The following is a 23,352-nucleotide window of genomic DNA, read 5'->3' as shown; positions in this document are numbered from 1 at the left end:
CCTCCGGGGGTCCCATCACCCGAAGGGGTGCCGCCCCCGCGCACGCCTCAGGCCGGGGCGATCGTGCGCTCCAGGAGGGCTTGCAGCTCGCTCATGTGGCGCTCCGCGGCCTGCTCGTCGTACATCGAGGTGTCGGCCATGGAGTAGCCGTGTGCGGCGCCGGCGTAGACCTCGTTGAGGTGCGGGCGACCCGCCTCCTGCAGGGTCCGCTCGAGCGTCTCGACGGCCTCCAGCGGCATCGAGGCGTCCTGGTCGGCGTGGCCGAGCACGAACTCCGCGGTGGAGGCGGCCACGGCCAGGTGCGGGCTGTCGGGCTCGTCGGTGACCAGTCCCCCGCCGTGGAAGCCGCCGACCGCGCCGACCGTGCCGGGGAACTGCCCCGCGGTGCGCAGCGCGAGCCGCGCGCCCATGCAGTAACCGATCACGCCGATCGGGCCATCCCCGGCGTGCTCGAGCAGCGTGGCCACCCAGGCGTCGGCGTCGGGACCCGACCGGTCGGGGGTGAGGGCGGCGATGCGGTCCATGACCCCCGAGGCGAAGAAGGCCTCCCGGGCGCCGTCCTCGCGCAGGTCGCCCTCGGGCTCGAGGTCGGCGGCCGAGCCGTCGCGGTAGAACACGTGCGGTACCAGCACGACGTGGCCCCACGAGGCGATGCGGTCGGCCATGTCGCGGGTCTGGCGGCGCAGGCCGATGGCGTCGACGTACATCAGCACGCCGGGGCGGCCGTCCTCACCGGTGAGGTAGGCCTCCGCGGTGCCGTCGGCGGTCTGGATCGAGAGCGTCTGCTGGGTCATGGCGCCGACGCTAGCGACCGGCCGGTCACCGGTCGGCGCCGACCTAGAGCCAGGCGTCCTCGACGTCGAGGACCGTGCGGTCGAGGCGCTCGAGCAGGTCGAGCTGCGGGTGCACCCGGGGCAGGTCGCAGCGCACGAACCAGCGCGCCGCGTGCCGCTTGCCGGCGTGCAGGTCGCTGTCGCCGTCGGCGGCCATCGCCTGCTGCAGCCACAGCCACGCGACCACCACGTGCCCCGCCACCTCCAGGTACGCCGAGGAGTTGGCCGTGCTGACCCGGGGGTCGCCCGCCGACCAGAGCGTCGCCGTGACCGCGACCAGCCGGTCGGCCGCGGCCTGCACGGCCGCGGCGTCCTGGGCCAGCTCGCCCCCGCGGGCCGCGGCCGCGTCGGTCGTCTCCCTGATCCGGCGGGCGAGCAGGCGCAGGCCCGCACCGCCCTCGGCGACGACCTTGCGCCCGAGCAGGTCGAGGCCCTGGATGCCGTGGGTGCCCTCGTGGATGGGGTTGAGCCGGTTGTCGCGGTAGTGCTGCTCGACGTCGTACTCGCGGGTGTAGCCGTAGCCGCCGTGCACCTGGATGGCCAGGTCGTTGGCGGCCAGGCACCACTGGGAGGGCCACGACTTCGCGATCGGTGTGAGCACCTCGAGCAGCCGGTGCGCCTCCTCGCGCGCCGCGGCGCCCTCGGCGGTCTGCTCCTCGTCGACCAGTCGGGCGGTGTAGAGCACCAGGCCGAGACCGCCCTCGACCCAGGCCTTCATCGTGAGCAGCATCCGGCGCACGTCGGCGTGCTCGACCAGGCGCACCGGCGGCGAGGCCGGGTCCTTGGCGCCGACGGGGCGGCCCTGGGTGCGCTCGCGGGCGTAGGCGAGGGCCTTGAGGTAGCCGGTGCAGCCCAGGGCGGCCGCGCCGAGCCCGACGCCGACGCGGGCCTCGTTCATCATGTGGAACATGAGCGCCAGGCCACGGTGCTGCTCCCCGACGAGGTAGCCCACCGCGCCCGGCTCGCCCCCGGGACGGTGGGCCCCCTCGCCGAAGTTGAGCAGGGTGTTGGTGGTGCCGCGCCAGCCCATCTTGTGGTTGAGCCCGGCCAGCACGACGTCGTTGCGCTCGCCGAGCGAGCCGTCGTCGGCCACCAGGTGCTTGGGCACCAGGAAGAGCGAGATGCCCTTGACCCCGGCCGGCGCGCCCGCGGTGCGGGCCAGCACGAGGTGCACGATGTTCTCGCCCATCTCGTGGTCGCCGCCGGAGATCCACATCTTGTTGCCGCGCAGCCGGAAGGTGCCGTCGGGCTGCTCGGTGGCGGTCGTGGTCACGTCGGCCAGCGAGGACCCCGCCTGCGGCTCCGAGAGGCACATCGTGCCGAAGAACCGGCCCTCGAGCATCGGGCGCACGAAGCGCTCGACCTGCTCGGGGCTGCCGTGGGCGACCAGCAGGTGGGCGTTGGCCTGGGTGAGGAACGGGTAGCCCGCCGTGCCGCAGTTGGCGGCCTGGAACCACGCCGCCACCGCCGAGGCGACCACCTGGGGCAGCTGCAGGCCGCCGAGCTCCTCGTCGAAGGTGGCGCCGGTGAAGCCGCTGGCGGAGTAGACCGCCAGCGCCTCCTCCACCTCGGGGTGCAGGTGCACCCGCTCCCCGTCGAAGCGGGGCTCCTCCTGGTCGTTGCGCTTGTTGTGCGTCGCGAAGTGGCGCGTGGCCACCGTCTCGGCCAGCTCGAGCACCGCGTCGAGGGTGTCGCGCGAGTGCTCGGCGTACCGCTCGCGCGTGAGGAGGTCCTCGACCCGCAACCACTCGTGCAGCTGGAAGGCCAGGTCGGCGCGGGACATCACCGTCGACGACGGGGTGGTGCTGCGGGTCATGACGACCTCCTGCTCAGAGCTGGCTCTGCACCCCCGCGAGGAGCTGCCGGGCCATGACGATGCGCTGCACCTGGTTGGTGCCCTCGTAGATCTGGGTGATCTTCGCATCGCGCATCATGCGCTCGACGGGGTAGTCCTTGGTGAAGCCGTAGCCGCCCAGCACCTGCACGGCGTCGACGCAGACCTGCATGGCCACGTCGGAGGCGAAGCACTTGGCCGCGGCGCCGAAGAAGGTGAGGTCGGCGTCGCCGCGCTCGGAGCGGCCGGCGGCGGCGTAGGTCATCTGGCGGGCGGCCTCGATCTTCATGCCCATGTCGGCGAGCATGAACTGCAGGCCCTGGAACTCCGCGATCGCCTTGCCGAACTGCTCGCGCTCCTTGGCGTACTGCAGCGCGTAGTCGAGCGCGCCCTGGGCGACGCCGACGGCCTGGGCGGCGATCGTGACGCGGGTGTGGTCGAGGGTCTTCATGGCGGTCTCGAAGCCGGAGCCCTCGGCGCCGATCATCCGGTCGGCGGGGATGCGCACCTGGTCGAGGTAGACCTCGCGCGTCGGGCTGCCCTTGATGCCCAGCTTCTTCTCGGGGGCGCCGAAGGAGACGCCTGCGTCGGACTTCTCGACGACGAAGGCCGAGATGCCCTTGGAGCGCTTCTCGGGGTCGGTGACGGCGAGCACCGTGTAGTACTCCGACTCCCCCGCGTTGCTGATCCACCTCTTGGTGCCGTTCAGCACCCAGTCCTCGCCGTCGCGCACGGCCTTGGTCTTCATCGACACCGCGTCGGAGCCGGCCTCGGGCTCGGAGAGGCAGTAAGAGAAGCCGCCCTCGCCGCGGGCCAGCGCCCCGAGGTACTTCTTCTTCAGCTCCTCCGAGCCGGCGATCTGCACCGGCAGCGAGCCCAGCTTGTTGACGGCCGGGATCAGCGAGGCCGACACGTCGGCGCGCGCCACCTCCTCGATGACCAGCACGGTCGCGAGGGCGTCGGCACCGGCGCCGCCGTACTCCTCGGGCACGTGGGGGGCGTGGAAGTCGGCGGCGAGCAGCGCGGCCGCGGCCTCGTGGGGGTAGCGGGCCTGCTCGTCCACCTCGGCGGCGTGGGGGGCGACCTTGGCGTCGCACAGGTCGCGCACCGCCTCGCGGATCGCCTGGTGCTCCTCGGACAGGGCGTAGAGGGGATAGTTGGACGTCATAGCATCCGAGGTTACTCGGAGGTAGGACGCGCGTGCACCCCGCGACCTAGGCTGGCGGTGTGACCTCCGACGCTCCCCTCTCCGGCGCCCCCCTGACCGGCGACTGGCAGCACGCCGCCTCGGTCGACCTCATGCTCGACGCGTGCGACACCTGGGCCGTCGTCGGGCTCTCCGGCGACCCGAGCCGTACGGCGTACGCCATCGCCCACCTGCTCCAGCAACGCGGCAAGCGCATCGTGCCGGTCCACCCGGCCGCCGCCGACGGGCGTCTCGTCGTGCTGGGCGAGCCCGCCTGGCCCACCCTCGCCGACGTGCCCTTCGCCCTCGACGTGGTCGACGTCTTCCGTCGCTCGCAGTTCGCCGGCGAGGTGGCCGACCAGGCGGTCGCCGTCGGGGCGCGCGGGGTGTGGCTGCAGCTCGGCGTGGTCGACGAGGCGGCCCTGCGCCGCACCCGGTCCGCCGGCGTGGCCATGGTGATGGACACCTGCCCGGCCATCGAGTGGCGCCGTCGCGGCTCAGCCGTCTGAGGGGCCGTCCGAGGGGCCGCCCGAGAGGCCGTCCGAGGGGCCGGCTGAGCGCCCGCGCACGAGTCGGGCGGCCCCCTGGGAGGCCAGGGAGACCAGCTGCTCGAGGGGACCACGGCGCCCGGCCGCGGCGTAGAGCGCGCCGATGCCGAGCAGCACGAAGAGGTGGGCGGGGTAGGCCGAGGACTCCTCGGGCGGCCACAGCCGGTCGGTGCGCAGCAGCACGTGCAGCGAGTAGAGCGTGAGCACCATCGTCCCGGCGCCGAAGACGATGCCGACCGCGCGACGCGCGACGTCGAGGCCGTGGCGCACCAGGGTGGCGTCGAGGAGCAGGCACAGCCCCAGGACCAGGCCCGCGCTGCCGATGGTCTGCAGCAGGTCGAGCGTGGTCGAGCTGTGCGGCGCCGCGGCCACCAGCCAGCCCGGCTCGCCGGGCGGCGTCGTGCCGAACTTGCCCCCGGCGGCCTCGTCGAGCTGCGCGGCGGTGAGGTCGGTGCGTGCCACCAGGGCCCCGGCAAGGGCGCTGGACCCCACCGCGAGGGCCAGCCCGCCGAGCGCGACCGCCGTCCCGACCGCGCGCCGGGCGAGGTCGAGACGGCCCAGGGCCAGCCCCACCAGCACGTAGGACAGCCAGGGCACCGCCGGGTAGTAGCCGGTCCACAGCAGCTCGGCCGCCAGCCCGGTGGGGTCCGCCACCAGCTGGGCGAAGGTCGGGCTGGCGACGCCGCGCGGGGCGAGCTCGGCGCGCAGCACGTAGGAGAAGAGCGGCGCCGCCACCACCCAGGCGGCGGCCAGGCCCAGGAGCGCGGGCGGGCGGAGCCCGAGGAAGGGCAGGGCCAGCAGCAGCAGCACGGCGTAGTAGGTGAGGATCACCGCGAGCCCCGAGTCGGGCTGGCCGAGCGCGAGCCCGAGCAGCCCGATCAGGACCGCGCGGACCACGATGCCCGCCGAGCGCGCCGCGCGCTCGCGCCCCTGCACCGGCTCGCGGCGCCCGGTCGTCAGCGCGAGGCTGACCCCCAGGAGCACCGCGAAGAGCGCCGAGGCCCGTCCGCCGGCCAGCCACTGCGCCGCGCTGAGCGACCCGTCGGGGTCGCGCGGGTCGACGACGTGGGTCGCCACCATGCCGACCAGGGCCAGGCAGCGGGCCACGTCGACGCCGAGCAGGCGCCCCGCGCCGTCTCCCGACCTCGGCACGGTCGGGTCAGAAGCCGAGGCGACGGGGGGCGGCCTCGCGGCGCACGACCTCGCCCTTGGCGTGGGCCGCGGTGCGCAGCTCGGCCTGGAAGTCGCGCATCCGCTCCTGCAGGACCGGGTCGGTCGCGGCCAGGATCCGCACGGCGAGCAGGCCGGCGTTGCGCGCACCGCCCACCGCGACGGTGGCCACCGGCACGCCGGCGGGCATCTGCACGATGGAGAGCAGGGAGTCCATGCCGTCGAGGTACTTCAGCGGCACCGGCACCCCGATCACCGGCAACGGCGTGACCGCGGCGAGCATGCCGGGCAGGTGGGCGGCGCCGCCGGCGCCGGCGATGATCACCGACAGGCCGCGCTCGTGGGCGCGGCGGCCGTAGTCGAGCATCTCCTCGGGCATCCGGTGGGCCGAGACCACGTCGGCCTCGTGCGGCACCTCGAACTCGGCCAGCGCCTCCGCGGCGGCCTGCATCACCGGCCAGTCGGAGTCGGAGCCCATCACGATGCCGACGCGCGGGGCGGGCCGCCCGGTGGCAGGACCGGTGGGGGTGCCGGTGGGGGTGTCGGTCACGGGTCTACTCGCTCTCGTTGCCGAGGTCGCCGCGGAACCAGGCGGCGGCGTGCCGCGCCCGCTCCAGGCAGTCCTCGAGGTCGTCGCCGTAGGCGTTGACGTGCCCGACCTTGCGCCCGGGGCGCAGGTCCTTGCCGTAGAGGTGCACGCGCAGGTGGGGGTCGCGGGCCAGGGCGTGGGGGAAGCCGTCCCACAGCTGTCCCACCTCGGTGTCGTCGCTGCCGAGGATGTTGACCATCACCGTCCAGCGCGCGCGGGGGGCCGGCGAGCCCAGCGGCAGGTCCATGACGGCACGCAGGTGGTTCTCGAACTGGGAGGTCACCGCGCCGTCCTGGGTCCAGTGACCGGTGTTGTGGGGGCGCATGGCCAGCTCGTTGACGAGGATCCGCCCGTCGTTGGTCTCGAAGAGCTCCACGGCCAGCACCCCGGTGACGCCGAGCTCGCCGGCGATGCGCAGCGCGATCTCCTGCGCCTGGCCGCCCAGCTCCGGGTCGAGGTCGGGGGCGGGGGCGACCACCTCGTGGCAGATGCCGTCGCGCTGGGTGGAGGCGACGACGGGGTAGGCCGCGGCCTGGCCGCTGGGCGAGCGCACCACCAGGGCCGAGAGCTCGCGGCGGAAGTCGACGAGCTCCTCGGCCAGCAGGCCGACGCCGCCCTCGGCGGCGGCACGCAGCGGCTCGGCGCAGTCCTCGAGCGAGCGCACGAACCACACCCCCTTGCCGTCGTAGCCACCGCGGGTGGTCTTGAGCACGCAGGGCAGGCCGAAGGCCTCGACCTCGTCGGCCGAGGCCACGACGGCGTTGCGCGGGCACGGCACGCCGAGCTCGGCCAGGCGCGCGCGCATCACAGCCTTGTCCTGGGCGTGGACGAGGGCGTCGGGGCCGGGTCGCACGGCGACGCCGTCGGCCTCGAGCGCGTGGAGGTGCTCGGTCGGCACGTGCTCGTGGTCGAAGGTGACCACCGGGCAGCCGTCGGTGACGCGGCGCAGCGTGGCGAGGTCGCGGTAGTCGCCGACGACGTGGTCGGGCACGACCTGCGCGGCGGAGACACCCTCGGCCTCGGCGAGCAGGCGCAGCGGCAGACCCAGGGCGATGGCGGGCTGGGCCATCATCCGGGCCAGCTGGCCACCGCCGATGACGGCGAGGACGGGAGCGGACTGGGGCACGGCCCCAACCCTAGGAGACGCCCCCGTCAGGCGACCACGGGGCGCTCCGCGGCGGACACGCGGTCGGCCTCGGGAGCGCGGTAGGCCATCTCGGGAGCCCCGACACCGGGGGCGGCCGGGCCGTCGGCGCAGTCAGTCGCGACGTCGGCGTCGATGACGATCGGGGCCACCGGCTGCGCACCCTCGGCGCCCGCGGCCGGGTGGCCGGGAGGGGGCTGCGGCTCGAAGCGCAGGCCCTTGCCGCGGATGGTGGTGATCAGGTGCGGGCGCCGCGGGTTGTCGCCGATCTTGCGGCGCACCCAACCCAGGTGGACGTCGATGGTCTTGGAGGAGGTCCAGAAGCTGGTGTGCCACACCTCGCGCATCAGCTGCTCACGCGTGACGATCTCGCCGGGGCGGGAGATGAGGGCGAGGACGAGATCGAACTCCTTGCGGGAGAAGGTGATCTCGTCGTCCCCCTTCCACGCGCGGCGGGTCTCGGGGTCGAGGGAGACGTCCTGAACGCTGTGCACGGGACAACCGTACGAAGCGACCCGGGCGAAAGTAAGGAAATGCCGCAAAATGACAGTGGCAGGAAACTGTCACATCGGGGGAACTGAAGAAATGCTCAGTGGCGACGAACGGCCACCGGCTCGACGAGGCCGAAGCCGCGCACCGGTCGGGCCGGCAGGCGGCGGGTCTCGAACTGGTCCTCCGGCAGCACCGCAGCCGTCGCGGCGTCGATGATGATCCGGTTGCGCCGGGCCACCGCGGTCAGCCGCGCGGCCATGTTGACCGGCGGGCCGAAGACGTCGCCCAGGCGCATCACCACCGACCCGCTGGCCAGGCCGAGGCGGATGTCGGGCATCCGCGGGTCGCGACCGATCACGTTGATGATCCCCTCGGCGGTGTCGTAGGCCCGGATGGGGTCGTCGTTCACGAAGAGCACCGAGTCGCCGATGCTCTTGATCACCCGGCCGCGCTGGGTGGCCACGACGTCGGCGCAGCGCACCTCGAAGAGCTCCACGAGGTCGCCGATGCGCTCCTCGGTGAGGGTGTTGCTCAGGGCGGTGAAGCCCACGATGTCGGCGAAGCCGACGGTGAGCGTGGTCGTGTGGAGGTCCTCGTCGGTGGCGCCGAGGGCCTCGATGCGGGCCGCGGCGGCGGCCAGGTGGCGGCGCCACGCGTAGATCAGCATCGACTCGAAGGGCTTGGAGAAGTCCTCGACGACCTGCAGGGCGAGGTCGACGCGGGCGCCGGGGCCGGCCTCGTCGGCGTCCATCTCCTCGACGTGCTGCACCAGGGCCGAGACCTCCCAGTCGGCCAGGCGCGCCATCGTCTGCCCCACCGCGCGGGTGAGGTTGACCGCGAGGTCGAAGTCGATGAGCCCGGAGCGCACCACCTCCAGCAGTACGCCCACCGCCTCGGAGTCGGCGCCCATGAAGGCCGCCTCGTCGGCGGGGTGCTCGGGGAAGCCCAGCGCGCGCCACAGCCGGCGGGCCTGCTCGAGCGAGACACCGGCGTGCTCGGCCAGCTCGGGTGAGGTCAGCACCGGCACGTCGCCCATGATCGCCCGCTCCAGGTCGCCCGGTCGCCTGCTCGGCCCCGGCTCACGCACCGTCGGCCCGCGAGCGCGGCTCGTGCAGGTCGTGCAGGAGCAGGTTGAGGCGGCGGTGGGTCTCCTCGACGTGGGGGATGTCGGGCAGCGCGACCTGACCGTGGGTGCTGGCGTCGCTGATGATCAGCGTGCCGCAGCCCAGGAGCCGGTCGACCAGGTGCAGCTCGATGGCCACGTCGCTGATCCGCGACAGCGGGATGTCGTGGCCACGGCGGGTCACGACGCCGGTGCGGGTGATGAGACGACGGTCGGTGAAGGTGTAGGAGGCGGTGAGCCAGACCAGGAAGGGGCGCAGCACCCACCACAGCGCGGCCACGGCGACCAGCGCCCACACGACCAGCGACGCCACGCGGCCCACCTCGCCCTCGAGCAGCACCTGCGCCGCGACGCCGACGGCGAGCAGCACGACGAGGGTCAGCAGCGGCAGCAGCAGCGCCTTGGGGTGGGTGCGGGTGCTGAGGACGACGGACTCCCCGTCGTTGAGCAGCTTCTGCGAGATGGCCACCACACGATCATGTCACCTGCGGGCGACCCGCGCGCACCGGTCGGGCCACCTCACAGGGCGCGCGCGTGCACCACGTCGCCGGCCCCCACGGCCACCTCGCCGTCGGGTCCCGCGACCACCAGGCGACCCTGCTCGTCGACCCCGGTCGCCTGCCCCAGCAAGGTCCGCCCCGCGGGCAGCTCGACGCGCACGCGCCGGCCGACGCTCACGCAGGAGGCGGCGTACGACGCGCGCAGCCGCTCGGCCGCGCCGGCGCCGCCGCCCTGCCAGGTGTCGTAGGACTCCCGCAGCGTGGCGAGCAGGTCGACGAGGAGGGCCGCGCGGGTCGGCACCGGGAGGCCGAGCCGGTCGGCCTCGAGCGCCAGCGAGGTGGCCGTGGCGACCGGCAGCCGGTCGGCAGGGGTCCCGACGTTGAGCCCGATCCCGACCACGGCGGCCGCACCGGCGGGACCCTCGACCCGCTCGACCAGGATCCCGACCAGCTTGCGCTCGCCGCCCGCGGGAGCGCACAGCACGTCGTTGGGCCACTTCACCCCGGCCTCGAAGCCGTGGGCGCGCAGGGTCGCGGCGACCGCCTGCCCGGTCAGCAGCGGCAGCCACGGCCACTGCTGCGCCGGCACCCGCGGGCGCAGCAGGACCGAGAAGGGCAGGGAGGTGCGCGCCGGCATCTCGAAGCCGCGGTCGAGGCGTCCCCGGCCCGCGGTCTGGTGCTCGGCCACCACCACCAGCCCCTCGGCCTCGCCGGACCGGGCCCGCTCGGCGACCAGCGCGTTGGTGGACGGCGTGGAGGCGACCACCTCCACCCTCAGGCCGGGCACCATGAGCGCGGCCGGGTCGAGCGGGGCGTCGAGCGGGAGCCGCTCCGGCTCGTGGGGTGGGCGCTCGGCGGTGTCCGGGGTCACGGGCACTACATTGACGCACGACCACTCGACGGGCCAGATCAGGAGGCCGGATACACGTGAGCGCACAGCCAGGCGAGGGCACCGACGTCCCCTCTCAGGAGACAGGCATCGACCTCCACACCACCGCGGGCAAGCTGGCCGACCTCGACCGCCGTCTCGACGAGGCGGTGCACGCCGGCTCGGCCAAGGCCGTCGAGAAGCAGCACGCCAAGGGCCGCCAGACCGCGCGCGAGCGCATCGAGCAGCTCTTCGACGAGGGCTCCTTCGTCGAGCTCGACGAGCTGGCCCGGCACCGCTCCACCGCCTTCGGCCTGGAGAAGACCCGCCCCTACGGCGACGGCGTGGTGACCGGCTACGGCACCATCGACGGTCGCCAGGTCTGCGTGTTCTCCCAGGACTTCACCGTCTTCGGTGGCTCGCTGGGCGAGGTCTACGGCGAGAAGATCACCAAGGTGATGGACCTCGCCATCAAGACCGGCTGCCCGATCATCGGCATCAACGAGGGCGCCGGCGCCCGGATCCAGGAGGGCGTGGTCTCCCTCGGCCTCTACGGCGAGATCTTCCGCCGCAACGTGCACGCCTCGGGCGTCATCCCGCAGATCTCCATGATCATGGGCTCCTGCGCCGGCGGCCACGTCTACTCCCCCGCGGTCACCGACTTCACGATCATGGTCGACGGCACCTCCAACATGTTCATCACCGGGCCCGACGTCATCAAGACCGTCACCGGCGAGGACGTCTCGATGGAGGAGCTCGGCGGCGCGCGCACCCACAACACCAAGTCGGGCAACGCCCACTACATGGGCTCCGACGAGGCCGACGCGATCGAGTACGTCAAGGCGCTGCTGTCGTTCCTGCCGCAGAACAACCTCGACGAGTCGCCGACCTTCGACGACCCCGCCGACCTCGAGCCCTCCGAGCTCGACCTGGCCCTCGACACGATCATCCCCGACTCCCCGAACCAGCCCTACGACATGCACACCGTCATCGAGGCGGTCGTCGACGACGAGGAGTTCCTCGAGGTCCAGGAGCTCTTCGCCCCCAACCTCATCGTCGGCTTCGGCCGCGTCGAGGGGCACTCGGTGGGCGTCGTGGCCAACCAGCCGATGCAGTTCGCCGGCACCCTCGACATCGACGCCTCGGAGAAGGCCGCGCGCTTCGTCCGCTTCTGCGACGCCTTCAACATCCCGGTGCTGACCTTCGTCGACGTGCCCGGCTTCCTGCCCGGCACCGACCAGGAGTGGAACGGCATCATCCGCCGGGGCGCCAAGCTGATCTACGCCTACGCCGAGGCGACGGTGCCGCTCATCACCGTCATCACCCGCAAGGCCTACGGCGGCGCCTACGACGTCATGGGCTCCAAGCACCTCGGCGCCGACATCAACGTCGCGTGGCCCACCGCCCAGATCGCGGTGATGGGCGCCCAGGGCGCGGCCAACATCGTGCACCGCAAGGAGCTCAAGGCCGTCGAGAAGGAGGGCGGCGACGTCGAGGCGCGTCGTGCCGAGCTCATCGACGAGTACGACACCACCCTGGCCAACCCCTACATCGCCGCCGAGCGTGGCTACATCGACGCGGTCATCACGCCCCACGAGACCCGCGTCGAGGTCGTCCGGGCCCTGCGCCTGCTGCGCTCCAAGCGCGAGACCCTGCCTGCGAAGAAGCACGGGAACATCCCGCTGTGAGCGCCGAGCAGGAGCCCGCGGCCCCCGTGCTGCGGGTCGTCACGCCCGACGCGACGCCGGAGGAGATCGCCGCCCTGGTGGCCGTCGTCTCCGCCCTCGGTGCCGGCCCGGAGCCGGCGCCGGCGACGCGGCGCCCCGAGTGGAGCGCCCCGGCCCGCCTGGTGCGGCGCAACCCGCCGCACGGGCCGGGCGGCTGGCGGGCCAGCGCGCTGCCGCGCTGAGCCCCACGCGCGGCCCGGCTCAGCGCTGCTCGGCGCAGCGGTAGCCGACCTCGCCGACGGCCTCCACGAAACGGGGCCGGTCGCCGGTGTCCTCGAGCTCGTGGAGCAGGGCCTCGACGCACGCGTCGAGGCCCTGCCGGTCGTCGTCGTCGACCACGGTGGGGCCCGGCCGGTCGCCGCGCACCGAGAGCACCAGGTCGGCCTTGCCCCGCACCCGCCGTCCGGTCGAGAGCAGGGTCGTGAGGAGGGTGCGCTCGTGCGCGCCGAGGTCGACCGGCCGCCCGTCGACCTCGACCGCTCCGGTGGCGGTGTCGAGCACCAGGCCGTTGAGCTCCAGCGTCGCCGGCAGCAGGACCCCCGGCGGTGTGCGCGCGGCGAGGCTCGCCGCGTCGGCGACCAGCGCGTCGGCCTTGGCCCGCAGGTCGCGCGGGCGGAAGGGCTTGACCAGGTAGTCGTCGGCGCCGGCCTGCAGACCCGCCGCGGCGTCGCCGTCCTCGGCCATGGCCGAGATCATCACGACGTGGGTGCCGCTGAGCTCGCGCAGCCGGCGCGCCACCGCGAAGCCGTCGAGGCCCGGCATGTTGACGTCGAGGGTCGTCAGGAGCGGCGCGTGCGCGCGCACCGCGTCGATGCCCTCGAAGCCGTTGCCGGCGAGCACCGTGGTCAGGCCCGCCTGGGTGAGCACGATGTCGATGAGGTCGCGGACGTCGGGGTCGTCCTCGATGACCACCGCGACGGGGGCGGCGGCGGGGGGTCGCTCCGGCATGGCCGGGAGCCTAGGGCATGGTCGGGCCCCGCCGGCCGGGGGCGAAGCAGGCCGCGACCACCGCCACCGCGACCGCGGCGGACCCGGTCAGGAGGGCGACGCCGATGGCCCCGTCGTAGCCGGTGGGGGTGATGTCGCCACCCGCGCCGAGGAAGACGGCGGTGAGCACCGCGACGCCGAGGGCGACCCCGAACTCGCGGATCGTGGAGTTGGCCGAGCTGGCCACGGCGAAGTCGGCGTCGGGCAGGCCGTCGAGCACGGCGGTCGCGCTGGGCGCGAAGGTCAGACCCATGCCGATCCCGGCCATCGCCAGGGCGGGCACGAACGACGGGTAGGACGCCTGGCTCTCGGTGAGGGCCGCGAACCACGCCAGCGCCCCGGTCTGCAGCAGCAGCCCCGTCACCAGCAGCGCGCGCAGGCCGGTGCGCGCGGCCAGCGCCCCGGCGATCGGTGCCACGACCATCGGCGCCGCCGTCCAGGGCAGCGTGCGCAGCCCGGCCTCGAGCGGGGAGTAGCCGTCGACGACCTGGAGGTACTGCGAGAGCAGGAAGACCGTGCCGAAGACGCCGAGGGTGAAGGTGAGCCCCACGGCGTTGGCCACCGAGAAGCCCCGGGAGGCGAACAGCCGCAGCGGCAGCACCGCGTGGGCACGCCCCCGCGCCCACCCGACGTACGCCGGGAGCAGCGCGACCGCCGCGACGAGCGGGCCGACGACCCGCACGTCGGACCAGCCGTCGTCGTTGCCGTGCACGATGCCCCAGATGCCGAGGAACACCGCGCCGCCGAGCAGCAGCGTGCCCACGGGGTCGAGCCGCTGCCAGGTGCCGCGCGACTCGGGCACGGCCCAGAGCAGCAGGGGCACGGCCACCACCGCGACCGGCACGTTGAGCCAGAAGATGGCCTGCCAGCTGACGCCCTCGACGACGGCTCCCCCGACCACCGGACCAAGGGCGACGCCGAGCCCGGAGACGCCGCCCCACACGCCGATGGCCGCCGCGCGCCGCTGCGGCGTCACGCTCGCCGCGAGCAGGGTCAGCGACAGCGGCATGATCGCGGCCGCGCCGAGGCCCTGCACGGCGCGCGCGGCGATGAGCGACTCCGCGCTCCCGCTGAGCGCGGCGGCGATCGAGGCGGCCGTGAACACCACGATGCCCGCCAGCATCACGCGCCGGCGCCCCAGGCGGTCGCCCAGGGTCGCGGCCGGGAGCATGAAGGTCGCGAACGACAGCGTGTAGGCGTTGACGAACCACGACAGCTGGCTGACGCTCGCGGCCAGGTCGGCCTGCACCACCGGCAGGGCACTGGTCATCACGAGGTTGTCGAGCGTGGCCATGAACATCGGCAGCGAGGCCGCGAGGACCGCCAGCGCCACGGGCACGTGGCGACGCGCGGGCGGCGCGGGCGGGGTCGGTGTCAGCGCGGGGGTGGGGCGGTCGTCGGTGAGGGACATCGTGGGCTCCCTGGTGAGGAGGTCGCGGGAAGGCATCGGATGATCACCTCCGACGACGACCGTAGGTAATCGACTGATAACATGTCAAGCATGCCCTCCTCCCGCGCCGAGACCCGCCCCCCGGACCGCGCCGCCGGAGCCTCGCGGATGAGCGCCGAGGACCGCCGCGAGCTGGTGCTCGACGCGGCCACCCGGGCCTTCGCCCGCGGCGGCTACCACGGCACCAGCACCGACGCGGTCGCCCGGGAGGCCGCGGTCTCGCAGCCCTACGTCGTGCGCCTCTTCGGCACCAAGCTCGACCTCTTCCTCGAGGTCTTCGAGCGCGCCACGCTGCGCATCGACCGGGCCTTCGCCGACGTGCTCGCCGAGGGACCCTTCGACCCCGACAGCGACGACGACTGGGGACGCATGGGCCTGGCCTACACCGAGCTGCTGGCCGACCGGGCGCTGCTGCAGGTGATGATGCACGGCTTCTCCGCCGGCGACCTCGACGAGGTGGCCGAGCGGGCCCGCGCCTGCATGGGCCGCATCTTCGCGACCGTGCGGCGCACCGGCTGCACCGACGACCGGGCGCGCGACTTCGTCGCCCACGGCATGCTGCTCAACGTCATGCTCGCGATGCGGGCCCCCGAGCACGTGGGCGAGCGCGGGGCCGACGGCAGCGGCGCCCTCGCCGCCCTCACCAGCTGCACCTTCGGCGAGGCCCTCGACGTCGTGGCGCCGCCGTCCCCTGCGCCCGGTCGCTAGCCGGCCTCTAGGCTCGTGCGGTGACCTTCGTGCTGGCCAGTGCCTCCCCCGCCCGACTCGCCACGCTGCGCAGCGCCGGCCTCGATCCCGTGGTCGTGGTCAGCGGCGTCGACGAGTCGGTGCTCGACGGCCTGCCGGCCGCCGACCTCGCCCTCGGACTCGCTCGCCTCAAGTGCGACGCCGTGGCCGAGCGGGCCGGGTCGACGGGCTCCGAGGTGCCCGCCGACGCCCTCGTGCTCGGCTGCGACTCGGTGCTCGAGCTCGACGGCCGGGCGCTCGGCAAGCCCCACTCCCCCGCCGAGGCCGTCGCGCGCTGGGAGGCCATGCGCGGGCGCACCGGGGTGCTGCGCACCGGTCACCACCTGCGCGACCTCGCCAGCGGGCGCTCGACCGGGGCGACCGCGTCGACGACCGTGCACTTCGCCCGGGTCAGCGACGCCGAGATCGCGGCCTACGTCGCGACCGGCGAGCCGCTGCACGTCGCGGGCGCCTTCACCGTCGACGGCCTGGGCGGCGCCTTCGTCACCGGCATCGAGGGCGACCACCACAACGTGGTGGGCGTCAGCCTGCCGCTCCTCCGCGAGCTGACGGCGGCGCTGGGTCGGTCGTGGACCGACCTGTGGGCGCGGCCGTGAGGGTCTCCTCGGCGGGGTAGATGTCGCCGAGCCCGATCGGGCGCCGGAACACGAAGGTGCGGAAGAGGTAGAACCGCGCACCGACTCCGAGGGCCAGGCCGATGACGTTGGCCGCGACGTTGTCGGAGACCGGGTCGTCGAGGCCGAGCACGTCGCGGCTGACCACCAGGCACAGCACCGGCAGGGCCATGGTCGCCACGTTGATGACGACGAAGGCCGAGCGGCCCCCGTCGGCCTGGCGCGGCGGGCGGTCGCGGAAGGCCCAGCTCCGCGTGCCGCGGTAGCTGATGACCATGCCCACGGTGTTGGCGACGACGTAGGCCAGCACCGGCTGGTCGGGCAGCAGCGCGTGCTCGCCGGTGTTGAAGCCGTGGACCAGGAGGTTGAACAGCACGAGCGCCACGACGGTGGCCAGGCCGCCGACGGCCAGGAACCTGCCGACCTCGGCGAGGACCCGCTCGCGACCCTCGCCCATGGGTCCAGGCTAGGCCACGACGACGTCGGGCCGGGGAGCGACGTGCTCCCCGGCCCGACGGCCGTACGGTTCCGGAGGGGTCCGGAAGGTCCGGAGGGTCCGGCCGGCCTCAGCCGGTGAAGAGCGCCGAGGCCTTGCGGACGGTCTCGACGATGCCGTAGGCCAGCGGGACGCCGACCAGGGCCCAGGCGACGACGATCCGGGCGCTCATGCGTTGCTCCTCTCGGTGGCACGGGCCGCGCGCGGCTCGTGGTACTTGCTGGCGACGGGGCGGACCATCGCGTTGGCCAGCAGGCCCACCGCGAGCAGGCCGACCATGATGAACAGCGCCGGGCGGTAGTCGCCGGCCACGAGCTCACCGGGGGTGCCCTGGCTGTCGAGCACCGAGTTGACGATGAGCGGCCCGGCGACGCCGGCGGCCGACCAGGCGGTCAGCAGCCGGCCGTGGATGGCGCCGACCTGGTAGGTGCCGAAGAGGTCGCGCAGGTAGGCCGGGATCGTGGCGAAGCCGCCGCCGTAGAAGCTGATGATGACCGCGGCCAGCAGCACGAAGAGCGCGGTGGCGCTGCTGCCGACGGTGGCGAGCAGCACGTAGAGCACCAGGCCGAGGCCGAGGTAGACGAAGTAGATGCCCTTGCGCCCGATGACGTCGGAGGTCGAGGACCACACGAAGCGACCGGCCATGTTGAAGATCGACAGCAGGCCGACGAAGCCGCCGGCGGCCACGACCGAGACCGTGCTCGTCGCCCCGTCGCGGAAGAAGTCCTGGATCATCGGTGAGGCCTGCTCGAGGATGCCGATGCCGGCGGTCACGTTGCAGAACAGGATGGTCCACAGCAGCCAGAACTGCGGGGTCTTGATCGCGTTGGCCGCGGAGACCGAGTCGGTGGTGACGAGGCTCTTCTGCTTGACCGTCGAGGGGTCGAAGCCGTCGGGGCGCCAGTCGTCGGCCGGCACGCGCATGGTGAAGGCGCCGAACATCATGAAGACCAGGTAGAGCGCGGCGAGCGTGAGGAAGAGCAGCACGAGCGCACTGCCGTCGGCCACGGGGTTCTCCGTCGCGCTGAACGAGGGGTCGTAGGCGGCGAGCAGCTCGCCGCTGAGCGGGCTGGCGATGAGCGCGCCGCCGCCGAAGCCCATGATCGCCATGCCGGTGGCCAGCCCGGGACGGTCGGGGAACCACTTGATGAGCGTCGAGACCGGCGAGATGTAGCCGATGCCGAGGCCGATGCCGCCGATCACGCCGTAGCCGAGGTAGAAGACCCAGATGCTGCCGATCGCGATGCCCAGGGCGCCGACGAGGAAGCCGGTGACCCAGAAGCAGGCGGAGACGAACATGGCGGCGCGCGGACCGTTGCGGTCCACCCACGTGCCGAAGAGGGCGGCGGAGACGCCGAGCATCACGATCGCGATCGAGAACGAGATGCCCACGGCGGTGAGGCTGGAGTCGAAGTGCTCGACCAGGGCGCTCTTGTAGACGCTGGTGGCGTAGACCTGGCCGATGCAGAGGTGGACGGCCAGGGCGGCCGGGGGGATGAGCCAGCGGTTGAAGCCGGGCGGGGCCACGGTCTTCTCACGGGCGAGGAACGACGGAACCACGGGGGATACCTCCGAGTCGGGAACCCGCTAGTTCTACTCCCCCGCCCGAGTGGCGTGGCTCACCCCCCTGGGGTGGCTGGCCCGTGGCGTCGGGTGTAGGGGGCCCGCCGCACGGGCCTCACTCCACCGGGAGGCCCAGGCCCCGTGCGATGAGCATCCGCTGCACCTCGGAGGTGCCCTCGCCGATCTCGAGCACCTTGGCGTCGCGGTAGAAACGGGCCACGGGGTACTCCTCCATGAAGCCGTAGCCGCCGAAGACCTGCGTCGCGATGCGGGTCGCGGTGACCGCCGACTCGGTGGAGTAGAGCTTGGCCACCGCCGCCGCCTGCTTGAAGTCGCGGTACGGCGCGCCGCCGTCCTTCATCGCCGCGGCGCGGTAGGTGAGCATCCGGCTGGCGTGCAGCATGACCTCGAGGTCGGCCAGCTGGAAGGCCACGCCCTGCTTGCGCCCGATGGGGCCGCCGAAGGTCTGGCGCTCCCCCGCGTAGGCCAGCGCCATGTCGAGGCAGGCCTGGATGCAGCCCACCGAGAGCGCGGAGATCGCCACGCGCCCGTCGTCGAGGGTGGCGAGGAACTGGGCGTAGCCCCGGCCGCGCTCGCCCAGCAGGTGGTCGGCCGGGACCCGCACGTCGTCGAAGGACAGCGGGTGGGTGTCGGAGGCGTGCCAGCCGAGCTTGTCGTAGGCCTTCTCGGCGGTGAAGCCCGGCGTGCCCGCCGGCACCATGATCGCGGAGATCTCGGGCCGGCCGTCCTCGCGCGTGCCGGTGCGGGCCGTGGCGGTGACCAGCGAGGTGATCGCGCTGCCGGAGTTGGTGATGAACTGCTTGGCGCCGTTGACCACCCACTCCTCCCCCGCCAGCTCCGCGCGGGTGGCGGTGGCGCCGGCGTCGGAGCCCGCACCGGGCTCGGTGAGGCCGAAGCCGGCCAGCTGCTCCCCGGCGACCAGCGCGGGCAGCCAGCGCTCCTTCTGCTCCTGCGTGCCGTAGGTGAGGATCGGGTTGATGCCCAGGCCCACACCGGCCTGCAGGGTGATGCCCATCGACTGGTCGACGCGCCCGATCTCCTCGATCGCCACGCACAGGCTGGTGAAGTCGCCGTCCTCGCCGGCCCCGCCGAACTCCTCGGGCGCGGTGAGGCCGAAGAGCCCCAGCTCGCCCATCTGCTGCACCACGTCGACCGGGAAGTGGTGCTCGCGGTCCCACTGCGCGGCGTGGGGGGCGATCTGGGCCTGCGCGAAGTCGCGCACGCTGCGGCGGAACTCCTCGTGCTCGCGGGAGAGCTCGAAGGCCGAGCCCGGGAGGCCGGCGGGGACGGAGGACGTGACGGCGGTCATGTCGCCCATGCTAGCGGCGAGGTTAGCGTCTGTTAACCACGTGGGCGGCCGACTCCCGGACCGGGGGAGGGAGTCCGGAGGACAGACCTCGCCGACGCCGGCGCGGAGCGGGCGATAGCCTGCGCACGAGGTGCGGCCGGAGCCGTGCCGAGGACGACGCAGGACCCCTGCGGAGCCCCACCCAGGACAGCCAGAACCCACCAGCCCCACCACAGACACCCAGGAGTGACAGGTGCCGGAGACCACGCCGCTGCAGAAGGTGCTCATCGCCAACCGGGGCGAGATCGCGGTCCGGGTCATCCGGGCCTGCAAGGACGCCGGCATCGGCAGCGTCGCCGTCTACGCCGAGCCCGACCGCGACGCCATCTTCGTGCGCATGGCCGACGAGGCCTACTCCCTCGAGGGCGCCACCCCGGCCGAGTCCTACCTCGACATCGCCAAGATCATCGCCGTGGCCCAGCGCTCCGGCGCCGACTCGGTCCACCCGGGCTACGGCTTCCTCGCCGAGAACGCCGACTTCGCGCAGGCCGTGCTCGACGCCGGGCTGATCTGGATCGGCCCCCCGCCGGCCGCCATCGAGGCCCTGGGCGACAAGGCCAAGGCCAAGCACATCGCCGACAAGGCCGAGGCGCCCCTGGCCCCCGGCACTAAGGACCCCGTGGCCGACGCCGACGAGGTCGTCGCCTTCGCCCGCGACAACGGCCTGCCCGTGGCCATCAAGGCCGTCTTCGGCGGTGGCGGTCGCGGCCTCAAGGTCGCCCGCACCCTGGAGGAGATCCCCGACGCCTACGAGTCGGCGGTGCGCGAGGCGGTCACCGCCTTCGGGCGCGGCGAGTGCCTGGTCGAGAAGTTCCTCGACAAGCCGCGCCACGTCGAGACCCAGTGCCTGGCCGACCAGCACGGCAACGTCGTGGTGGTCTCCACGCGCGACTGCTCGCTGCAGCGGCGCAACCAGAAGCTCGTGGAGGAGGCGCCCGCGCCCTTCCTGAGCCAGGAGCAGCTCGCCGAGCTCTACGAGTCCTCCAAGCGCATCCTGCGCGAGGCGGGCTACTACGGCGCCGGCACGTGCGAGTTCCTGGTCGCCCAGGACGGCACCATCTCCTTCCTCGAGGTCAACACCCGCCTCCAGGTCGAGCACTGCGTCTCCGAGGAGGTCACCGGCATCGACCTCGTGCGCGAGATGTTCCGCATCGCCGCCGGCGAGGAGCTCGGCTACGACGACCCGGAGATCCGCGGGCACTCCATCGAGTTCCGCATCAACGCCGAGGACGGCGGGCGCAACTTCATGCCCGCGCCGGGCACCCTCACCGCCTGGGCGCCGCCCAGCGGACCCGGCGTGCGCGTCGACGGCGGCTACGAGTCGGGCCAGACCGTCCCCGGCTCGTTCGACTCCCTCATCGCCAAGCTCGTCGTCACCGGCCGCGACCGCACCCAGGCCCTCGAGCGCTCGCGCCGCGCGCTGGAGGAGTTCGTGGTCGACGGCATGCCGACCGTCATCCCCTTCCACCGCGCCGTGGTCTCCGACCCGGCCTACGTCGGCGCCTCCACCCCCACCGGCGAGGGCTCCTTCGAGGTCTACACCCAGTGGATCGAGACCGAGTTCGACAACCGGATCGAGCCCTACGCCGGTGAGGCCGGCGAGGCGGCCGAGGAGGCCGAGCGCCAGAAGGTCGTCGTCGAGGTCGGCGGCAAGCGCCTCGAGGTCGTCCTGCCCGGCGGGCTCGGCGGCGTCGCCGCGGCCGCCGGCGGCGGGGGCAAGGCCAAGCCGAAGCGGGCGGGCGGCAAGAAGGCCGGCGCGGCCGCCAGCGGCGACGCCGTCACCAGCCCGATGCAGGGCACCGTGGTCAAGGTCGTGGTCGCCGAGGGCCAGGAGGTCGCCGAGGGCGACACCGTCGTGGTCATCGAGGCGATGAAGATGGAGCAGCCGCTGAAGGCCCACAAGGCCGGCACCGTCACCGGCCTGCAGGCCGAGGTCGGCGCCACCGTCACCAACGGCGCCGTGATCTGCGAGCTCAAGGACTGAGCCGGCGGGCGCCGAGGGGGTCGGTCGGTAGCGTCGGACCCGTGCCCCACGAGCCCGACCCGCAGCCCGACCCGCAGCCCGAGCTGCGAGCCCCGTCGCAGCGGGTCAGCCCGCGCGCCCGCACGATGTGGACCGTCGAGACCCTCCTCGAGGGGCTCGTCTCCGCCGCCCTCGTGGTGGTCGTCGTGGCCCTGGTCGACGCGGTCGATGTCACCTGGTGGGGCGTGGCCCTGCTGGGAGCCGCGGTCGCGGCGTACGCCCTGGTCGTGCCGCGGTGGCGCTGGGCGGTGCACCGGTGGGAGGTCACCGACACCGCGGTCTACACCCAGGTCGGGTGGTGGAGCCTGGAGCAACGGGTCGCGCCGCTCTCGCGGATCCAGACCGTCGACCACGTCGTCGGCCCGGTCGAGCGGGCCTTCGGCCTGGCCACCGTCACCGTCACGACGGCCTCGGCGGCCGGGGCGCTGCGGGTCTCCGGCCTCGAGCGCGACCGTGCCCGCCGCCTCGTCGACGAGCTGACGCTGCGCGCCGAGGCCGCCGGCGGCGACGCGACGTGAGCGAGCCGGAGCCGGTGGTCGAGCCGGTGGTCGAGCCGGTGGTGGCGGAGTCCGAGTGGCAGCGCCTCGACCCCCGGATGCTGCTGGTGCACCCGGTCAAGGAGGTCGTGCGCTTCCTGCCGGTGCTCGTCGGCGTGTGGTTCGCCGGCAGTGCGGCGGGCTCGTCGTGGCAGCTGCTGGGGGTGGCGGTGCCCGTGGCCCTGGGGGTGCTGCGCTACCTCACGACCAGCTTCCGCGTCGCCCACGACCGCGTCGAGCTGCGTCGCGGCCTGCTCGAGCGCCACGTGCTCTCCACCCCCGTCGACCGGGTGCGCACGGTCGACCTCACCGCCTCCCCCGTGCACCGCGTGCTGGGCCTGACCACGATGCGCGTCGGCACCGGCACGGCCTCCAGCGACGACGACGAGCAGCTCGACCTCGACGGGCTGCCCGTGGAGCGGGCCCGCCGGCTGCGCGACGAGCTGCTGCGCGCGGCCCCCTCCGCGCCGGGCGCCGAGGGGGACCTCGACGCCGAGGGCCGGTCGCGGCCCCCGGCGCCCGCGGCGCCGCCCGTGCTCGTGCTCGACGCCGCCTGGGCCCGCTACGCCCCGCTCACCAGCGCGGGGCTCGTGCTCGCCGCCGCCGTCGTCGGCGGTGGGCTGCAGCTCCTGCAGGTCCTCGGGGGGCTCGACCGCATCGACGTCGACGGCGTGGCCCGCGACGTCGCCACCGCACCGCTGCTGGCCCTCGCCGCCGTCGCCGTGGGCCTCGGTCTCGTGGTCGTCGCCGGACTCGCCGTCGTGGCCTACCTGGTGTCCTACTGGGGCTTCTCGCTGCGGCGGTCGGGAGCCAGCTGGCACCTGGTGCGCGGCCTGCTCACCACCCGGGAGACCAGCCTCGACGACGCGCGCCTGCACGGCGTCACCCTGGCCGAGCCGGTCGGGCTCCGCCTGGCCGGCGGCGCCGGGCTCAGCGCGATCGTCACCGGGCTGCGGGGCGAGGGCGGCGCGGCCAGCGCCCTGCTCACCCCGCCCGCGCCGTACGCCGTGGTCGCCGCGACGGCCGCGGCCGTGGTGGGTGACGCCGAGCCGGTCACGGGGCCGCTGGTGCCGCACGGGCCGCAGGCGACGCGTCGTGCGTGGGTGCGCGCCTGCGCGCCGGCGCTCGTGCTCGCGGGCCTGGTGGTGGCGGGGGTGCTCGCCGACCTCCCGGGCACGTCGTCGTGGCTGCTGCCGCTCGTGCCCGTGCTGCTCGTGGGCGGCGCCCTGCTGGGCCGCGACCGCGCCCGCTCGCTGGGTCACGCGCTCACCGCGCGCCACCTCGTGGCGCGCCGCGGCAGCGTGGTGCGGCGCCGCGACGTGCTCGCCCGCGAGGCGGTCATCGGGTGGACGCTGCGGGCCACGTGGCTCCAGCGGCGCGCCGGCCTGTGCTCGCTGGTCGCGACGACCGCGGGCGGGCGGCAGTCGGTGGTGGTGGCCGACGTGCCGCGCGCCCTCGCGGTCCGGCTCGCCACCTCGGCCCGGCCCGGGCTGCTGGAGCAGTTCCTCCTGGTGGACGAGTCACACGGCTGACACACCGACGTCGGTACCCTC

24 protein-coding genes are annotated in these 23,352 nt (G+C 73.9%); 8 read left to right on the top strand and 16 right to left on the bottom strand.

What is annotated here, in order from left to right; all coding sequences use genetic code 11:
* Positions 1-47: 47 nt before the first annotated feature.
* From ASF50_RS05525 to ASF50_RS05515, 3 genes are read right to left on the bottom strand one after another with little or no spacing between them, the layout of a single operon-like run.
* Positions 48-794: a dienelactone hydrolase family protein gene (locus ASF50_RS05525; protein WP_056903722.1), complete on the bottom strand. Its 747-nt coding sequence runs from the start codon at positions 792-794 to the stop codon at positions 48-50.
* 43 nt (positions 795-837) lie between these two features.
* Positions 838-2,649, bottom strand: a complete 1,812-nt coding sequence (locus ASF50_RS05520; RefSeq protein ID WP_056903721.1) for an acyl-CoA dehydrogenase — start codon at positions 2,647-2,649, stop codon at positions 838-840.
* Positions 2,650-2,662: 13 nt separating this feature from the next.
* Positions 2,663-3,835 (bottom strand): acyl-CoA dehydrogenase family protein, encoded by a 1,173-nt coding sequence (locus ASF50_RS05515; RefSeq protein ID WP_056903720.1) that lies wholly within the window; start codon positions 3,833-3,835, stop codon positions 2,663-2,665.
* A gap of 59 nt (positions 3,836-3,894) precedes the next feature.
* Here ASF50_RS05515 and ASF50_RS05510 point away from each other — a divergent pair, with 59 nt between their 5' ends.
* The gene (locus ASF50_RS05510; RefSeq protein ID WP_235557560.1) at positions 3,895-4,362 is read left to right on the top strand and encodes a CoA-binding protein; all 468 of its coding nucleotides are present in this window, start codon (positions 3,895-3,897) and stop codon (positions 4,360-4,362) included.
* Here the strand turns inward: ASF50_RS05510 and ASF50_RS05505 are convergent.
* The 7 genes from ASF50_RS05505 to ASF50_RS05475 form a co-directional block, all read right to left on the bottom strand.
* Positions 4,351-5,553, bottom strand: a complete 1,203-nt coding sequence (locus ASF50_RS05505) for a heparan-alpha-glucosaminide N-acetyltransferase domain-containing protein (RefSeq protein WP_156718114.1) — start codon at positions 5,551-5,553, stop codon at positions 4,351-4,353. The genes ASF50_RS05510 and ASF50_RS05505 overlap by 12 nt on opposite strands.
* Positions 5,554-5,560: 7 nt before the next feature.
* Positions 5,561-6,121 (bottom strand): 5-(carboxyamino)imidazole ribonucleotide mutase, encoded by a 561-nt coding sequence (gene purE, locus ASF50_RS05500; protein ID WP_268778347.1) that lies wholly within the window; start codon positions 6,119-6,121, stop codon positions 5,561-5,563.
* Positions 6,122-6,125: 4 nt separating this feature from the next.
* Positions 6,126-7,286, bottom strand: coding sequence for a 5-(carboxyamino)imidazole ribonucleotide synthase (locus ASF50_RS05495; protein ID WP_156718112.1), 1,161 nt, complete (start codon positions 7,284-7,286; stop codon positions 6,126-6,128).
* Between the two features lie 26 nt (positions 7,287-7,312).
* Entirely contained in the window at positions 7,313-7,798 is a 486-nt protein-coding gene (locus ASF50_RS18355; protein ID WP_082502779.1) for a winged helix-turn-helix domain-containing protein, read from the bottom strand.
* 95 nt (positions 7,799-7,893) lie between these two features.
* The gene (locus tag ASF50_RS05485) at positions 7,894-8,832 is read right to left on the bottom strand and encodes an adenylate/guanylate cyclase domain-containing protein (RefSeq protein WP_056863912.1); all 939 of its coding nucleotides are present in this window, start codon (positions 8,830-8,832) and stop codon (positions 7,894-7,896) included.
* Between the two features lie 43 nt (positions 8,833-8,875).
* Positions 8,876-9,388 (bottom strand): PH domain-containing protein, encoded by a 513-nt coding sequence (locus tag ASF50_RS05480; RefSeq protein WP_056864584.1) that lies wholly within the window; start codon positions 9,386-9,388, stop codon positions 8,876-8,878.
* A 50-nt stretch (positions 9,389-9,438) separates the two neighbouring features.
* Complete coding sequence (locus ASF50_RS05475) at positions 9,439-10,290, bottom strand: biotin--[acetyl-CoA-carboxylase] ligase (RefSeq protein ID WP_056904248.1); 852 nt, start codon at positions 10,288-10,290, stop codon at positions 9,439-9,441.
* Positions 10,291-10,397: 107 nt separating this feature from the next.
* Here ASF50_RS05475 and ASF50_RS05470 point away from each other — a divergent pair, with 107 nt between their 5' ends.
* Positions 10,398-11,975, top strand: coding sequence for an acyl-CoA carboxylase subunit beta (locus ASF50_RS05470; RefSeq protein ID WP_156697903.1), 1,578 nt, complete (start codon positions 10,398-10,400; stop codon positions 11,973-11,975).
* Positions 11,972-12,196, top strand: a complete 225-nt coding sequence (locus ASF50_RS05465) for an acyl-CoA carboxylase subunit epsilon (RefSeq protein ID WP_056903718.1) — start codon at positions 11,972-11,974, stop codon at positions 12,194-12,196. The genes ASF50_RS05470 and ASF50_RS05465 overlap by 4 nt, the downstream gene beginning before the upstream one ends.
* Positions 12,197-12,215: 19 nt before the next feature.
* Here ASF50_RS05465 and ASF50_RS05460 read toward each other — a convergent pair whose 3' ends face one another.
* Positions 12,216-12,962: a response regulator transcription factor gene (locus ASF50_RS05460; protein ID WP_056903717.1), complete on the bottom strand. Its 747-nt coding sequence runs from the start codon at positions 12,960-12,962 to the stop codon at positions 12,216-12,218.
* Positions 12,963-12,972: 10 nt separating this feature from the next.
* On the bottom strand, positions 12,973-14,412 hold the full coding sequence (locus ASF50_RS05455) for an MFS transporter (protein ID WP_056903716.1): 1,440 nt from the start codon (positions 14,410-14,412) through the stop codon (positions 12,973-12,975).
* Positions 14,413-14,502: 90 nt separating this feature from the next.
* On the opposite strand from ASF50_RS05455, the gene ASF50_RS05450 reads away from it, so the two are divergent.
* Positions 14,503-15,159, top strand: coding sequence for a TetR/AcrR family transcriptional regulator (locus tag ASF50_RS05450; RefSeq protein WP_056903715.1), 657 nt, complete (start codon positions 14,503-14,505; stop codon positions 15,157-15,159).
* A 20-nt stretch (positions 15,160-15,179) separates the two neighbouring features.
* Positions 15,180-15,794 (top strand): Maf family protein, encoded by a 615-nt coding sequence (locus ASF50_RS05445; protein WP_200919030.1) that lies wholly within the window; start codon positions 15,180-15,182, stop codon positions 15,792-15,794.
* Here ASF50_RS05445 and ASF50_RS05440 read toward each other — a convergent pair.
* The 4 genes from ASF50_RS05440 to ASF50_RS05430 form a co-directional block, all read right to left on the bottom strand.
* Positions 15,721-16,269 (bottom strand): GtrA family protein, encoded by a 549-nt coding sequence (locus ASF50_RS05440; RefSeq protein WP_056863906.1) that lies wholly within the window; start codon positions 16,267-16,269, stop codon positions 15,721-15,723. The genes ASF50_RS05445 and ASF50_RS05440 overlap by 74 nt on opposite strands.
* A 109-nt stretch (positions 16,270-16,378) precedes the next feature.
* The gene (locus ASF50_RS20040) at positions 16,379-16,480 is read right to left on the bottom strand and encodes an MFS transporter small subunit (protein ID WP_414855733.1); all 102 of its coding nucleotides are present in this window, start codon (positions 16,478-16,480) and stop codon (positions 16,379-16,381) included.
* Positions 16,477-17,868, bottom strand: coding sequence for an OFA family MFS transporter (locus ASF50_RS05435; RefSeq protein ID WP_056863905.1), 1,392 nt, complete (start codon positions 17,866-17,868; stop codon positions 16,477-16,479). Before ASF50_RS05435 ends, ASF50_RS20040 begins: the two co-directional genes overlap by 4 nt.
* 118 nt (positions 17,869-17,986) lie before the next feature.
* Complete coding sequence (locus tag ASF50_RS05430; RefSeq protein WP_056864581.1) at positions 17,987-19,201, bottom strand: acyl-CoA dehydrogenase family protein; 1,215 nt, start codon at positions 19,199-19,201, stop codon at positions 17,987-17,989.
* A gap of 250 nt (positions 19,202-19,451) precedes the next feature.
* Between ASF50_RS05430 and ASF50_RS05425 the strand changes: the two genes are divergently transcribed.
* From ASF50_RS05425 to ASF50_RS05415, 3 genes are read left to right on the top strand one after another with little or no spacing between them, the layout of a single operon-like run.
* Positions 19,452-21,224 carry a biotin carboxylase N-terminal domain-containing protein gene (locus ASF50_RS05425; RefSeq protein ID WP_200919111.1) on the top strand — a complete coding sequence of 591 codons (1,773 nt, stop codon included), beginning with the start codon at positions 19,452-19,454 and terminating at the stop codon, positions 21,222-21,224.
* Between the two features lie 41 nt (positions 21,225-21,265).
* Entirely contained in the window at positions 21,266-21,781 is a 516-nt protein-coding gene (locus tag ASF50_RS05420; protein WP_056903714.1) for a PH domain-containing protein, read from the top strand.
* Positions 21,778-23,331, top strand: coding sequence for a PH domain-containing protein (locus tag ASF50_RS05415; protein WP_056903713.1), 1,554 nt, complete (start codon positions 21,778-21,780; stop codon positions 23,329-23,331). The genes ASF50_RS05420 and ASF50_RS05415 overlap by 4 nt, the downstream gene beginning before the upstream one ends.
* The last annotated feature ends 21 nt before the right edge of the window (positions 23,332-23,352 follow it).

The sequence above is a fragment of the Nocardioides sp. Leaf307 genome (genome assembly GCF_001423135.1).
GTDB classification, from domain to species: Bacteria; Actinomycetota; Actinomycetes; order Propionibacteriales; family Nocardioidaceae; genus Nocardioides; species Nocardioides kribbensis.
Note: the sequence above shows the minus strand (reverse complement) of the source record. Positions and strands in the feature narration are given on the sequence as shown.

Excerpts from the sequence above, each read along its gene's own strand:
- ASF50_RS05450 (WP_056903715.1), top strand. The coding sequence starts at position 14,503 with ATGCCCTCCTCCCGCGCCGAGACCCGCCCCCCGGACCGCGCCGCCGGA.
- ASF50_RS20040 (WP_414855733.1), bottom strand. The coding sequence starts at position 16,480 with ATGAGCGCCCGGATCGTCGTCGCCTGGGCCCTGGTCGGCGTCCCGCTG.
- ASF50_RS05520 (WP_056903721.1), bottom strand. The coding sequence starts at position 2,649 with ATGACCCGCAGCACCACCCCGTCGTCGACGGTGATGTCCCGCGCCGAC.
- ASF50_RS05430 (WP_056864581.1), bottom strand. The coding sequence starts at position 19,201 with ATGACCGCCGTCACGTCCTCCGTCCCCGCCGGCCTCCCGGGCTCGGCC.
- ASF50_RS05440 (WP_056863906.1), bottom strand. The coding sequence starts at position 16,269 with ATGGGCGAGGGTCGCGAGCGGGTCCTCGCCGAGGTCGGCAGGTTCCTG.
- ASF50_RS05455 (WP_056903716.1), bottom strand. The coding sequence starts at position 14,412 with ATGTCCCTCACCGACGACCGCCCCACCCCCGCGCTGACACCGACCCCG.
- ASF50_RS05525 (WP_056903722.1), bottom strand. The coding sequence starts at position 794 with ATGACCCAGCAGACGCTCTCGATCCAGACCGCCGACGGCACCGCGGAG.
- ASF50_RS05515 (WP_056903720.1), bottom strand. The coding sequence starts at position 3,835 with ATGACGTCCAACTATCCCCTCTACGCCCTGTCCGAGGAGCACCAGGCG.
- ASF50_RS05485 (WP_056863912.1), bottom strand. The coding sequence starts at position 8,832 with ATGGGCGACGTGCCGGTGCTGACCTCACCCGAGCTGGCCGAGCACGCC.
- ASF50_RS05460 (WP_056903717.1), bottom strand. The coding sequence starts at position 12,962 with ATGCCGGAGCGACCCCCCGCCGCCGCCCCCGTCGCGGTGGTCATCGAG.